Here is a 13,329-nt window from a genome sequence, read left to right as displayed (position 1 = left end):
AACCACGCCCTGGCAGACGCTCCGCAGCCCAGATGCCTTTCTCCGCTCCCCGCTTCTGCCGCTTTCTTACTGCTTGCCTACCAGGCGCTTTCGCTGCCACGCTGCTTGCCTGTGATGCGCCGCAGCAGCGTCAGCAGCCGCCGCGAAGCTACACGCAGCGCCTGGACGCCCTGACGGCGGCCTACCTGCGGCAGCCGGCCGATTCCCTCACCTTCCACGGCACCGACTCCCTGGTGAACCGCCTCACGCGGGTGCTGCGGCAGACGGGCATCGATACTGTGCTGTACTACCGCCGCGGCTGCCAGGGCTGCGGGCTGCTGGCTACGCCCGCCACCCGGTGCATGTGCAACCAGTACGAGATGAGCAGCTACCTATGCTGGCGCTACCGGGGCGTCACGCTGGCCAAAAAGCTGGATTGCTGCCGGAGTCATGCCCCGGTAAAAGCCGCCGCCGAGGTATTCGATTTTTACTTCCGCCACCAGTCGGCATTCGACGCGGGCCAACGCTTCTACGCCGATTTACTCCGCCACAACCAGGCACATCCGGCCCGGCCCCGGTTCCTGCCTCCCACGCCCATTCACGACAGGTTTGCGAACATTCGTTTGCATCTGCCGCAGCGGCGCCTGGAAATAGAAGTGCGGGCCGGCGAGTACGATTCAACCGGCACTCCCACCCGGCTGCCTTACGAATGGAAGCGCAAACACGGCGAATGGGCGCGTTTGCTGGAAAGGCATCTTCCATAAAGAGGTGGCCTGGCCAGCTTGGTTCCTCTCCTGGCGCGGGTTTAGCGCCATGTAACTCGTGCTCTACCTGGCCCTGGCCGGGAAACTGCACCTTCCCGTCAGCACGATATTTCACCCGCACAGGGCGGCCGGGTTTCTGCCGGAGCTCAGGAAAACCGCGCGCGTCCTACTTTTCTTTATTTTATCCAACCAAAAAACCTGGGAAGGCCGAGGAAAGGTTTCCCAGGCCCTCCCAGGTTTCTGGGATGCCCCAAGAAAGGTTTTCCGGGCCACCCCAGGTTTCTGGGAGGCATGAAAAAAGGTTTCCCAGGCCATCCGAAGTTTCTGGGAAGGCCTGGGAAAGGTTTCCTGAGGCACCCGAAGTTTCTGGGAAGGCCCGGGAAAGGTTTCCCGGGCCTTCCCAAGTTTCTCGGGAGGCTTGGGAAAGGTTTCCTCGGCTTTCGGGAGTTTTCCGGACGGTGCGGGGCCGAATTTGCGGGGCAACGCATCGGATGCGGGGCGCGGCTTTACTTTGCGCGGTCCTCGTCCACTTTTTCGCCTGCTATGCGCTTCCTGCTTACGTACCTATTTCGGTGGAAAAAGCAGCTCTTGGTGGCCGCGGGGCTGTGGGTGGGTTTGTGCTTCTCCCTGGGCTACCGCCTGCCCTGGTTCGACCGGCACCCCAGCTGGCCGGAAGTGCCGTACCTGCAGCCCGCGGAGTTTCGTAGCGTGAGCAACCCGCGCATCGTGGTGCAGTGGCTACCCGATTTTGCGCAGCGCTACGGCCACCGTTTCCGCTTTCCCGGCCAGAAAGAGGACAGCAACCGGACCTATTTCAGCGACGTGTACCGCACCAACCTGCGCGACATTCGCTACCTGGGTCGCCGCCGCACCGACAACGAGCTGGAAACCTACTTCCGCCTCTTCCGTTGGACGGGACCCAATGATACGGGCCAGCCCAGCACCTCGCGCCGCGGCATCTGGTTTGCCCAGTACGGCTACGAGTACTACCAGCTGCGCATAGGTCCTGAAACCGGCGGCTTCAAGATTCACGCGCCCCAGTACGGTCCCGACAGTGCCCCCGACACCCTGCTGCTGGACAACTTCTACCAGTACAGCTACCCCCGCAGCGCCCGCGACACGCTGTTCTTCCGCTACTACGGCCTCGACTTCCAGGCCGTGGTGCAGTAGCGCACCCATCAACCCCACGCGCCGCCCGCTGATTGGCCACTCCCCCTTTCCTCTTAGATGCCCCCTCCTGCAAATTTGCTTGACACCCTAACCGAACTGATTCGCCAGGAGCTGCTGCACCCCGAATGGGAAGCGACCCGGCAGTTGCTTGCCTTCATGGAAGTGGAGTGGGAAAACGGCCTGCCCAAGATTGTGGGTGTCGATATCGACGAGGAGGAAGGCACGGCTGCTGTTTATGTAGCGGTAAAAGGTGTGAGCTTCTGCATGGGCTTTTACTTCTCCATCGATGAGGAAATAGAACTCTGCGGGCCCACCTGCGCGGTGCCCAGCACCTTCATTGATTTTTCCCCTTGGTCAAAAGAACTCTCCTGCGAAGAACTGCTAAGCCTTACTATGCTTACGCCACAACGTGTAGAGAGAGTAGAGCAAGGGGGCGAGGACCAAGGCAGCTTCATCAACTCCTTGTACTTCGAAGCCGAAAGCCGGCCAGGTCCCATTGCGAAAAGGCTGGGTGAGTTTCTGGCATACCTCGAACAGGATATCCCAGGGGTCCAAAACCTAGTGCAGCGTACCGGTGACAACCAAGTGTTGGTTGGCGTCGCTTATCACATAGCCAACCGTAATTTCAACGACTTATATCTCCCCTTCGACCTGATAGCGCGGCTGCACCGCCTGGGGCTGGAACTGACGTTTGACCTTCTCGCCGAGGGCAAGGAGTTGGATGGTTATTACTAGCTCCACCCTCCGTCAATTTTGCCCCACAAAACACCACGAGCCGCGTCCTGAATCGTCAGGGCGCGGCTCGTGGGCCTGAGGCGGGTACTGCGGGGCTATTCTTCCTTCGGAGCCTCGTCGGGAGTAGCCGGGCGGGGGCCGCTGCCGTAGCGGGGGTCGTCCTCGGCCCAAGCCTGGCGCTGCTCGTCGTAGGGCGCGTTTTCGGCGGCCGCTACGGCGGCGGGGTTCTGGTTCTGCTCCACGTGGCCGGGCTGCTGGGCGGGGTCGGCCCGGCGGCTTTCCGGGGAGTAGTCTTCGGTACCCGAAGCGTTGGACTTGCGGAAGGCGCTGAACTCGTCGGGGTTATCGTTGGAGCCGTCGTTGGCCTTGGGGGCCGGCGTGGGCTGGTTGGTGGCGTCGTGCTCGGGGTGGTTGGGCGTGGTGGCCATGCGGTGCAATGCGTAACGGGTGAAGAATCAAACGGCGGCTCCCGACCCGAAAGCCGGGGGCCGCCTGCGGGCTTATACGCAGGATGTACGCACTATGGCCGAGCTTGGCCGAGTTGGCTTCTCCCCTGCTGCCCCAACCTTTAGCGCAGCAGCGGCGCCACCCGCGTGCCCAGCAGATCGATGGCCCGCAGCAGCTGGGCGTGGGGCAGCGTGGCCACGTCCATCTGAAACGTGACCCGCGTGATGCCGCCCAGCGCCTCCCCGTGGCGCCGGATCTTGGCGGCCACTTCCTCGGGGCTGCCCACCAACAAGGCCCCCAGCGGCCCGGTTTGCGCGTCGAAGGCGGCGCGGGTGACGGGCGGGCCGCCGCGCTCCTTCGAGCGGGCGGAAAAGGTGCGGGCGTAGCCGGGAAAGAAGCTCTCGATGGCTTCCTCGGTGGTATCGGCCACGTAGCCCAGGGAGTGCAGCCCCACCGACAGCTGCTCGGGCGCGTGGCCCGCCCGGCGGCCGGCTTCGCGGTACAGGTCGACCAGCGGGCGGAAGCGGTGGGTGTCGCCCCCGATGATGGCCACCATCAGCGGCAAACCCAGCTGCCCGGCCCGGGCAAACGACTGCGGGGTGCCGCCCACGCCCAGCCAGATGGGCAGGGGCTGCTGCACCGGCCGCGGGTAAATGCCCTGCCCGCTGAGCGCCGGCCGAAACTTGCCCGACCAGTGTACCCGCTCCTGGTCGCGCACCTGCAAGAGCAGGTCGAGCTTTTCGGCAAACAGTGCGTCGTAGTCGTCGAGGTCGAAGCCGAACAGCGGGAAGGCTTCAATGGAGGAGCCCCGGCCCACCACCAGCTCGGCGCGGCCCTGCGAAATGAGGTCGAGGGTGGCAAACTGCTGAAACACCCGCACCGGGTCCGCCGCACTGAGCACCGTTACGGCACTGGTCAGCCGAATGCGCCGGGTGCGGGCCGCCGCCGCGGCCAGGATGACGGCCGTAGCCGAATCGAGGTACTCGGGCCGGTGATGCTCACCGATGCCGAACACGTCGAGGCCCACCTGATCGGCCCGCTCGATGCGCTCGAGCAGCTGGGCCATGGCCTGCTGGCCGGTGAGGGCGGCGCCGCTGCTGTTGCTGAGCAGGTGCGAGGCGAAACTGTCGATTCCAAGTTGCATAGGGAGGTTTCGGGGTATTGGGGCGGTTCAGGAACTGGGCACGGCTCCTTTGAGCGGGCAGGAAAATTCGTTGAAAATCATCGGAACGTCATGCTGAGCTTGTCGAAGCATCTCTCCCGCTTCGTTGTTCGGGAGAGATGCTTCGACAAGCTCAGCATGACGCCTTTTTTCAGCAGGCTTACATGCCCTAACTCCCCTTAGCAGCCGTAGCAGCCTCAAATGCCGGTATGGCCCAGCATGGGGAAGCGGCGCTGGTGCCAGTAGGGGTACACCGGGGTGGTGTCGCTCACCGCGTCGAGGCGGGCCACCTGCGCGGGGGTGAGGCTCCAGCCGGCCGCGCCCAGGTTCTGGCGCAGCTGCTCCTCGTTGCGGGCCCCAATGACCAGGTTGACCACCGTGGGCCGCTGCAGCAGCCAGTTCAGGGCCACCTGCGGCACGGTTTTGCCGGTTTCGGCGGCCACCTCGTCCAGCACGTCCACAATGGCGAACAGGCGCTCGTCGGGCACCTGCGGGCCCTGCCCACCGCCCTGGGCCAGGCGGCTGCTTTCGGGAATGGGCTGGCCGCGGCGGATTTTGCCGCTCAGCAGCCCCGCCGACAAGGGGCTCCACACGATGGTGCCCACGCCCTGGTCGAGCCCCAGCGGCAGCAGCTCCCACTCAAACTCGCGGTGGGCCAGCGAGTAGTAGGCCTGATGCCCCACGTAGCGCGCCCAGCCGTAGCGCTCCGACACCGACAGGCTTTTCATCAAGTGCCAGCCCGAGAAGTTGGAGCAGGCAATGTAGCGCACCTTGCCGCTCTGCACCAGTTGGTCGAGGGTGCGCAGGGTTTCCTCCACCGGCGTGTGCGCGTCGAAGCCGTGCAGGTGGTACACGTCGATGTAGTCGGTGCCGAGGCGGCGCAGCGAGTCTTCGCAGGCCCGCAGCAAATGCTGGCGCGACGAGCCGTAGTCGTTCGGGCCCGGGCCGGTGGGAAAAGTGGCCTTGGTGGAAATGAGCACCTCGGCCCGGCGGCCCTCCAGGGCCCGGCCCAGAATGCTTTCGGCCTGGCCGTCGGAGTAGCCGTTGGCCGTGTCGAAGAAGTTGACGCCGGCTTCCAGGCAGATGTCGATCAGGCGCCGGGCCTCGTCGACCTGGGTGTCGCCCCAGGCTTTAAAGAACTCATTGCCCCCGCCGAAGGTGGCCGTGCCGAAACTCAAAACCGGCACGCGCAGACCCGAAGCGCCTAGTTGACGGTATTCCATAACAAATCGAAAGGATGGGCGGGACCGGTGCCCCGCGGGTGAACAAGGGGTGTACGCGCCCGGCGCGGACGGTTCGGCTGCTACAACCGGCGGGCGGGGCTGATGTTCGGCGGTTGCGCCATCTGGCAGGGATGCCGAAGTTTGCCGCTTAACCGGGCTTGGTCGCCGTACTAGTTATGCAGTCAAATAGAAATCAGCTCGCCGAAATCCTCATCCTGCTGCTGGCAGCCGCGGCGCTGCTGGCGGGGTATTGGTGGATATTCCGGTACGAAAGCTGCGAAACCCAGCGGTACCCACTCGGCAACTGCGGCCTGCAGATTGAGTCCAGCGTCTGCTGGGAAATCGGTCAACGGCGACTTGTCCTGGCGCTGCGTGACTCCCCAAACTCCGGCGCCGCGCCCCTAGCCACCATCGCCAAGCCGTTGGACAGCGGGTTCGACGCCTATTTCGAGTGCGTGGTGGTGTGCACGGACCACGGCGTTACCGTCTATCACCTCTCAGACTCGTTTCCCCAGCCGGCCAGCTCGGCCCGGCTGACAATCCAAAAACTGAACGACCCCTACGAGTACAGCCGCATCCAGCATTTCGACGGGGCCGTGGTGCTGCGAATCTATTGAGTGCGCCGGGCTTAATGCGTATTTTACCGCTGTACTTCAGCGGCTTAGATCATGAGCAGTTTCGGTAAGATCTTCCTGCTGGCGGCGCTGCTGCTGGCCGGCTGCGCCACTCCCCGGCGCCTCACCCGCCTCGACGGCACCCGCATCCACCCCGAAGAACTCACGCGCCGCATCCGGCAGATAACCGACTCGGCGCGGGTGCACGGGCTGGCGGTGGCCGTGTTCAACGGCAACCGGGCGGTGTACCGGCAGGCATTCGGGGTAAAAAGCACCGCTACCCGGGAGCCGCTGCGCTTCGAGACGGAGTTCTACGGCGCCTCGCTCAGCAAGGCCGTGTTTGCCGTGCTGGTGCTTCAGCTCGTCGAAGAAGGCCAGCTCAGCCTCGACGAGCCCCTGCAGAACTACCTGCCCAAGCCCATTTACGAGTACGCCCCCAAAACGCGCTGGCACGACAACTACGCCGACCTGCGCACCGACTCGCTCTACCGCCGCATCACCGCCCGCATGTGCCTGAGCCACACCACCGGCTTTGCCAACTGGCGCTGGGACGAGCCCGACGAGAAGCTGCGCGTGGGCCGCCGGCCGGGCAGCCGCTACGGGTATTCGGGCGAGGGCCTGGTGTACCTGCAGGTGGTGCTCGAGCACAAGCTGGGCCGCCCGCTGGAGGCACTCATGCAGGAAAAAGTGTTCGGCCCGCTGGGCATGACCACCTCCAGCTATCAGTGGCAGCCCCGCTTCGAGGCCGACTACGCCCTGGGCCACGCCGCCGACGGCCGGGTGCTGGAGAAAGACAAGGACAACGAGCCGCGCAGCGCCAGCACCCTCGAAACCACCCCGGCCGATTACACCCGCTTCCTCGAAGCCGTGCTGCAGCGCCGGCTGCTGCGGCCCGAGTCGTGGCAGGAGCTACTGCGGCCCCAGGTGCGCCTTCGCTCCCGTGGCCAGTTTGGCCCTTTCGCCAGGCAAGACACCTCCCTCTACGACCACCTGCACATCAGCTACGGGCTGGGCTGGGGGCTGCTGCGCACCCCCCACGGCCCGGCCGCCTTCAAGGAAGGCCACGGCGACGGGTTTCAGCACTACTCCATCCTGTTCCCCGAGCAGGGCATTGGGGTGCTGCTGATGAGCAACAGCGACAACGCCGAAAGCGCCTACCAAAGCCTGCTGCGCGTCACCATTGCCGACCGCTTTACGCCCGTCGACTGGCAGAACTACCGGCCCTACTACCGCCCCGCGGCTACCCGTTAGGGAATGAGCCCCCTCCGGCTATCTTTCGCCGCTCAATCATTCGTCATTCTCTATCCATGTCGGAATTCTTCGAGTCGCTCGGGTTCATGTTGGAGCTGGGTGGCCAACTCAGTTCCAGTCGCGCCTCCTCGCTGACCATCCTGTGCATATTGGCTCTGATGCCCTCGGCCATCTGGCTGATAGCCGAACTGGTGTTACGCGCCGCAATGCCCGACCCGCCCCTGAACGCCCCCCTGGTCATCGTGCTCAGCCTGGCAGTGGGCTTGGCCATTCCGCTGGTGCTCTTCTGGCTGCGCGTCGTCCACTCCTATGCCTTTGGCGCCTTCGTAGTCATCGTGCTTGCGCTGGCCCTGCTTTTTTCGGCCGCCACTTTCTTCGGTCTGCGCAAGTACCAGGCTGCTGCGGCCCCGGTCGCGCCTACGGCCCTGAGCAGTTCTCGCCCCACTCAGCCCGTATTTCGCCCGGCCTAAGTTCAGCGCAGCCCCGGCCGCAAGCCGTGCGGGTGCTGCCAAACCGCGGATTAGGCTGGTTGGCTGTCCAGCCGCCCTCGCCCGCCGCGGGCGCCCCGGGGCGGTTCGGGGCCCGGTTCAAACCAGCCCGCCCACTGGAAAGCCCTATATTTGCGGGCGAAAAAATTAGTAACCCCCACGTTATTAAGCCCTTTTCGCCCGTTTTCCGCACCCTTTTCCGCGCTCATGAATGTAAATGCCGGCGTAATTCGCTACGCCTATGACAGTGCCCTATACTACCTGACTCCCGGCCAGAAGCGAAAAGCAGTTCTCATGTTTTTCCTGCTGGTTTTTTCGTCTTTGCTCGAAGCCTTTGGCCTGGCCTCGCTGGTGCCCGTCATCATGGTGGCCTCGGAGCCCGACGGCATCCACAAAAACAAGTATTTCCAGCTGCTCTACGATTCGCTGCATTTTCAATCCGATCAGAGCTTCCTGATATTCTTAATTGCCGCCATCTTCGTTTTCTTCCTGTTCAAGAACGCGTTCGGCTCGTGGGTGCTCTACCTGCAGGCCCGCTTCACGTCCAGCATCGGGCTGAACGTAGTGGCCAGCCAGGCCGATAAGTACATGAACTTTCCCCTGGCCAACTTCCAGGATCTGAACTCGGCCAAGTTCGTGTACAGCACCATTCAGGTCACGTTCAACTACGTGAACTACATTCTGCGGCCGCTGTTCAGCTTCTTCTCCGAGGTCATCATGATCCTCATCATCGTGCTGGGCATTCTGCTCTACGAGCCGCAGCTGGTGGTGGTGCTGGTGCTGGTGATGGGCCCCTCGGCCTGGCTGACCTACCGCGCCCTGCGCAGCCGCACCCAGTACATCGGCAGCCAGGTCAACCAGCGCAAGCCGGTGTCCATTGCCATTCTCAACAACCTCTACAGCGGGTTTATCGAGCTCAAGCTGGCCCACAAGCAGCAGCGCCTGCGCAACCAGCTGCTGGCCAACCAGGACGTGATTCAGCAGCTCGAAGCCGAGTCGTACCTGTACTCGCTCATGCCGCTCAAGATCATCGAGATGGTGGCCATCCTGGGTTTGCTTACCATCTTCCTCTACGCCATTCTCGTCACCGGCTCCACCGAATCCATCGTGGCACTGCTGGGCTTGTTCGTGGCCGCGGCCTACCGCCTGATGCCCTCCATCAACCGCATGCTCACGGCGCTGGTCAACATGAAGCAGTTCTCGTCTTCCATCGACGATTTGAGCGCCTTCCGCGAGGCCCAGTACGACGCCTCGTTGCCCGCCACCCAGCACCCGCTCAGCTTCCGGCGCGAAATCGTGCTCGACAACCTCTCGTTCACCTTCCCCGGCGCCGCCCGCCCCACCCTCGACCGCATCAGCTTCCGCATCAACAAGGGCGACATCATCGGCTTCGTGGGCAGCTCGGGCTCGGGCAAAACCACCCTCATGAACGTGCTGCTGCGCTTCTACCTCGAGCAGCAGGGCGCCCTGCGCGTCGACGACCAGGTGCTCACGCCCGAGCACATCCGGGCCTGGCACCAGCTCATCGGCTACGTCAAGCAGGACACCTTCCTGATGGAGGCCTCCATCCGCGACAACATCACCCTGCAGGACGAGCAGGTAGACGAGGCCCGTCTCTGGGACGCGGTGGAAAAAGCTTCGCTGGCCGGCTTTGTGCAGAGCCTGCCCGAGGGGCTGAACACCGTCATCGGCGAGCGGGGCTCCAAGCTTTCGGGCGGCCAGCGCCAACGCATCGGCATTGCCCGGGCCCTCTACAAACAGGCCGAAATTCTGGTGCTCGACGAGGCCACTTCGGCCCTCGACAACGAAACCGAGCGTGAAGTCAACGAGGCCATCCACAACCTGGCCCGCACCCAGATTACCATTCTCATCGTGGCTCACCGCCTCACCACCCTGCGCGAGTGCACCCGCATTCTGGAGCTCGATCAGGGCCGTCTGGTAGCCAGCTACGACTACGAGGAGTTGATGCGCAAAAGCGTGCACTAGACTCTTTCGACGGCAGTTTCGACTGGTTCGGCGCCCTACTGCCGAGCTTCGTCGGAGCCGCCGCTTACCGTCGACCTTGTTTTTTCCGCTATTTTTGCGGCTTCTCTTCTCCGCGTAGCCCCCTGTTAATGGCGCCTAAGGTTTCGGTTCTGCTCCCGGTCTACAACGTCGGCCCTTACATTCGGGAAACCATCACGAGCATTCTGGCCCAGACGTTTACCGACTTCGAGCTGATCGTCGTGGATGACCTCTCGACCGACAACACGGTGGAGGTGGTGCAGAGCTTTACCGACCCGCGCGTGCAGCTGCTGCGCAACGCCCGTAACCTGGGCCGCGCCGGCACCGACAACGCCGGGCTGGAGGCCGTGCGGGGCCAGTACCTGGCCAAGATGGACGGCGACGACCTCTGCCACCCCGAGCGCCTGGCCCGGCAGGTGGCCTTTCTCGACCAGCACCCCGAGGTGAACATGGTTGGCAGCTGGGCCCAGAACTTCGGGGCCAGCAAGTACTGTCACCACTACCCCGAGCAGCCCGCCGACGCGCAGGTACTCACCCTGTTTACTCTGCCCACGGCCAACAATGCTGTGATGATGCACACCAGCCTCTTCCGCGAGCAGGGCATGACCTACGACGCTTCCCTGCGCCAGAGCGAGGACTACGACTTCTTCGTGCGCTACATCCGGCAGATCCGGCTCCACAACCTGCAGGAAGCCCTGGTGTACTACCGGATTCCCGAGTCGGTGCACAAGAAAGTGATTCTGCACGAGCGCGCCAACGTGGCCGACGACGTGCGCGCCCTGCTGCTGCGCGAGTGGAATCTGCGCGTGACCGAGCGCGAAATGCGGGTGTACAACACCATTTCCATGCACGGCCGCACCCTCGGCGACATCACCCTGTCCGAGGTGGAAGCCTTGCTGCAGAAAATGCTTGCTCACAACCAGCATACGCCCCTGTTCGATCAGGCGGCCCTGCGTCGGGGCCTGGGTGAGCGGTGGTTTGAAGTGTGCTACACCCACCCCCAGCCCCGGCTGGGCGGCTGGCGCTACTACCACCAAAGTCCGCTGGCCGCGTTCTGGCAGCCTTCTACCACCAAGCGCCTGCGTTTTTTCATCAAAGCCGCCCAGGACTGGAACGGCCCCCGCAAGGTTGTGCCCACGCCGGCCGCCTAACGCCGCGGCCCGCCCGCACCGGCCCCTGCGGCCTCTCTACTCAACCTAGCTGACCAACCAAGGAGCTCTTATGCAAGCCATGCCGACCATTACGTTTCAGCGCCGCGTGCTGAACAAAGTGAAACGAGTTCTGGGACTCGGCCCGCTGGAAGAGTACCCCCACACCAAGGGGCCTTACCTGCTGTTCAACCACGTCGACCTGTACTACTGGCGCCCGCTCTGGACCTACGAGCAGAATTTCGGCGACCACCTTTCCAAGATCATCGTGTCCAAGGTGCTGGCCGACGGCGAGTGTTTCTTGGAAGAAGAGACGCCCAAGAGCCGCCGCATGTTTGCCATTGGCTCCATCATGCACGTGGCCCAGAACGACGAGGTCATCTGGGGCTCGGGCGTGCACGGCAACATGACGCCCGAGGCCCACACCTTCCAGCGCCTCGACGTGCGTGCCGTGCGCGGCCCGCTCACCCGCAAGTTTCTCATGGAGCGCGGCATTCAGGTGCCCGAGGTCTACGGCGACCCCGCCCTGCTGCTGCCCCACATCTTCCCCACCAAGTTTAAGCGGGAAAGCAAATTGCCGTACGCCGTGGTGCCCCACCACACCGAGTACGACATGTTCGTGGAGAAGAACACGCCGAACCTGATTTCGCCCATGGGCAGCTGGAACGGCATCATCACCCAGATTCTGCAGGCCGACTACGTAATTTCCAGCTCCCTGCACGGCATCATCATCGCCGAGGCCTACGGCATTCCGGCCCGCTACCTGCGCGTGACCGAAAACCAGGACCTGTTTAAGTACAACGACTACATGATGGGCACCGGCCGCGGCGAAATCAAGTTCGCCACCACGGTGGAAGAAGCCCTGCAGATGGGCCCCCAGGAGCCGCCGGTGTTCGACCACCGCCAGCTGCTGGCCGCCTTCCCCTGGGACCTGTGGGGGAAATAGGCCCCAGCCGACTCCGGGCACCGAACCTATTTTTTTCGCCGCCCGAACTCAGCACCAACGACGGGCGGCTACCGGCAGCAGCCGGTAGCCGCCCGTTTTTTTATTGCTGCGGCGCTACCTCACCTAAAGTATATAAGCATATTTGCATTATCATATAGTCTTCTAGCGGCTATCGGATAACCATCTCAACCTGAACGCCCCTATCGTTGCGGCCCCGAGGGTACTTGAGGCCGCGGTGTTCTTCACCACGAATCCAAAGCCGATGACTTTAGCTTCAAGGGAAAAAGAACGATTCTTCGAAGTGGACCTGCTGCGTTTCCTGGCAGCGTTTGTGGTCGTGCTGTTTCACTACAGCTTCAACGGATTTCACAGGGGCTCCTCACCCCTGGCTTTTCCCGCACTGGAGCCGGTAACGAAGTATGGGTACCTGGGCGTGGAGTTTTTCTTCATGATCAGTGGCTTTGTCATTTCCCTGTCGGCCGCCGGCCGCTCGGCGCGGCAGTTCCTTATCTCGCGCATAGTGCGGCTCTACCCCGCTTTTTGGCTGGGCTGCACCCTCACGTTTCTGGTCACCTACTTCGTAGCCTCCACCTTCAAGCAGCCCACGCTCGGGCAATTCCTGGTTAACCTGACCATGCTGCAGGATTTCGTGGGCGTACGCAGTATCGACGGGGTGTACTGGACGCTTACCTACGAGCTGAAATTTTACTTTCTGATCTTTCTGCTGCTCGTCATCAACCGGTTTCAGTGGCTGGAGCCCCTGTGCGTGGCTTGGCTGGTCTACAGCGCCATGATCTACTTTGGCCTCAAGATCAAGTACGTGGGTGTGCTGCTGTTCCCCGACTACGGCGTGTACTTCGTGGCGGGAGTGCTCTTCTTCCTGGTGCGGCAGCGCGGCCCCAGTCTGCGGCATGGTTTGCTGTTGCTGCTGACATATGCGTTGTCGTTAGCCATTGCCCTGCAGGATGCGAGCCTGCGGCAGAACGACCTGGGCGTGACGCATTCACCCCTGGTCATTGGCCTGATCATTACCGCCTTCTACGGGGTCTTCCTGCTGGTGGCGCTGCGGAAATTTTCCTGGTTTCAGGCGTCCTGGGCTACCGAGTTAGGCGCGGTTACTTATCCGCTTTACCTGTTTCACGCCTACATCGGCTACGTGATTTTTCAGCAGGCCGCCCCCTACCTCAACAAGTACCTGCTGCTGGCCAGTCTGATTGCGCTGTTTTGCGCTTTTGCCTACCTGACCAGCATCTACGTGGAGAAGCCCTTGTCGAAGGCGCTGAACCGCTGGCTGAAGCGCCTGCTGCTGCGCCCACCGGTTCCCCAGACGCCCGCTCCGCCAACGTTGGTGAGCTAGGACCAAGTCTTGGGCCCGGCCGGCGGCCACAATTAAAAGTC

Annotated in this window: 13 protein-coding genes; 10 read left to right on the top strand and 3 right to left on the bottom strand. The window is 62.9% G+C overall.

The features are described from left to right. Positions 1-32: 32 nt before the first annotated feature. From ACE191_RS00615 to ACE191_RS00605, 3 genes are all read left to right on the top strand, one after another. Positions 33-743: a hypothetical protein gene (locus ACE191_RS00615; protein ID WP_400190238.1), complete on the top strand. Its 711-nt coding sequence runs from the start codon at positions 33-35 to the stop codon at positions 741-743. Positions 744-1,286: 543 nt separating this feature from the next. Then, a complete protein-coding gene (locus tag ACE191_RS00610) occupies positions 1,287-1,913 on the top strand; it encodes a hypothetical protein (RefSeq protein ID WP_400190237.1) in 627 nt (208 codons plus the stop codon). A 75-nt stretch (positions 1,914-1,988) separates the two neighbouring features. Further along, positions 1,989-2,648 carry a hypothetical protein gene (locus ACE191_RS00605; RefSeq protein ID WP_400190236.1) on the top strand — a complete coding sequence of 220 codons (660 nt, stop codon included), beginning with the start codon at positions 1,989-1,991 and terminating at the stop codon, positions 2,646-2,648. Between the two features lie 95 nt (positions 2,649-2,743). Here ACE191_RS00605 and ACE191_RS00600 read toward each other — a convergent pair whose 3' ends face one another. From ACE191_RS00600 to ACE191_RS00590, 3 genes are all read right to left on the bottom strand, one after another. Next, the gene (locus ACE191_RS00600) at positions 2,744-3,076 is read right to left on the bottom strand and encodes a hypothetical protein (protein ID WP_400190235.1); all 333 of its coding nucleotides are present in this window, start codon (positions 3,074-3,076) and stop codon (positions 2,744-2,746) included. A gap of 140 nt (positions 3,077-3,216) precedes the next feature. Further along, positions 3,217-4,239: an Atu2307/SP_0267 family LLM class monooxygenase gene (locus ACE191_RS00595; protein ID WP_400190234.1), complete on the bottom strand. Its 1,023-nt coding sequence runs from the start codon at positions 4,237-4,239 to the stop codon at positions 3,217-3,219. Positions 4,240-4,454: 215 nt separating this feature from the next. Then, on the bottom strand, positions 4,455-5,480 hold the full coding sequence (locus tag ACE191_RS00590) for an aldo/keto reductase (protein WP_400190233.1): 1,026 nt from the start codon (positions 5,478-5,480) through the stop codon (positions 4,455-4,457). Positions 5,481-5,656: 176 nt separating this feature from the next. On the opposite strand from ACE191_RS00590, the gene ACE191_RS00585 reads away from it, so the two are divergent. From ACE191_RS00585 to ACE191_RS00555, 7 genes are all read left to right on the top strand, one after another. Further along, entirely contained in the window at positions 5,657-6,097 is a 441-nt protein-coding gene (locus ACE191_RS00585; RefSeq protein WP_400190232.1) for a hypothetical protein, read from the top strand. A 51-nt stretch (positions 6,098-6,148) separates the two neighbouring features. Next, positions 6,149-7,345 (top strand): serine hydrolase domain-containing protein, encoded by a 1,197-nt coding sequence (locus tag ACE191_RS00580; protein WP_400190231.1) that lies wholly within the window; start codon positions 6,149-6,151, stop codon positions 7,343-7,345. A gap of 56 nt (positions 7,346-7,401) precedes the next feature. Next, positions 7,402-7,815, top strand: coding sequence for a hypothetical protein (locus ACE191_RS00575; protein WP_400190230.1), 414 nt, complete (start codon positions 7,402-7,404; stop codon positions 7,813-7,815). A 225-nt stretch (positions 7,816-8,040) separates the two neighbouring features. Beyond that, entirely contained in the window at positions 8,041-9,819 is a 1,779-nt protein-coding gene (locus ACE191_RS00570) for an ABC transporter ATP-binding protein (protein ID WP_400190229.1), read from the top strand. 128 nt (positions 9,820-9,947) lie between these two features. Continuing rightward, positions 9,948-10,988 (top strand): glycosyltransferase family 2 protein, encoded by a 1,041-nt coding sequence (locus tag ACE191_RS00565; protein WP_400190228.1) that lies wholly within the window; start codon positions 9,948-9,950, stop codon positions 10,986-10,988. Between the two features lie 70 nt (positions 10,989-11,058). Beyond that, the gene (locus ACE191_RS00560; protein ID WP_400190227.1) at positions 11,059-11,931 is read left to right on the top strand and encodes a polysaccharide pyruvyl transferase family protein; all 873 of its coding nucleotides are present in this window, start codon (positions 11,059-11,061) and stop codon (positions 11,929-11,931) included. Positions 11,932-12,193: 262 nt separating this feature from the next. Next, complete coding sequence (locus ACE191_RS00555) at positions 12,194-13,288, top strand: acyltransferase family protein (RefSeq protein ID WP_400190226.1); 1,095 nt, start codon at positions 12,194-12,196, stop codon at positions 13,286-13,288. The last annotated feature ends 41 nt before the right edge of the window (positions 13,289-13,329 follow it).

Origin of the sequence: Hymenobacter sp. B81, assembly GCF_044628455.1 — a bacterium.
Taxonomy (GTDB): Bacteria; Bacteroidota; Bacteroidia; order Cytophagales; family Hymenobacteraceae; genus Solirubrum.
Note: the sequence above shows the minus strand (reverse complement) of the source record. Positions and strands in the feature narration are given on the sequence as shown.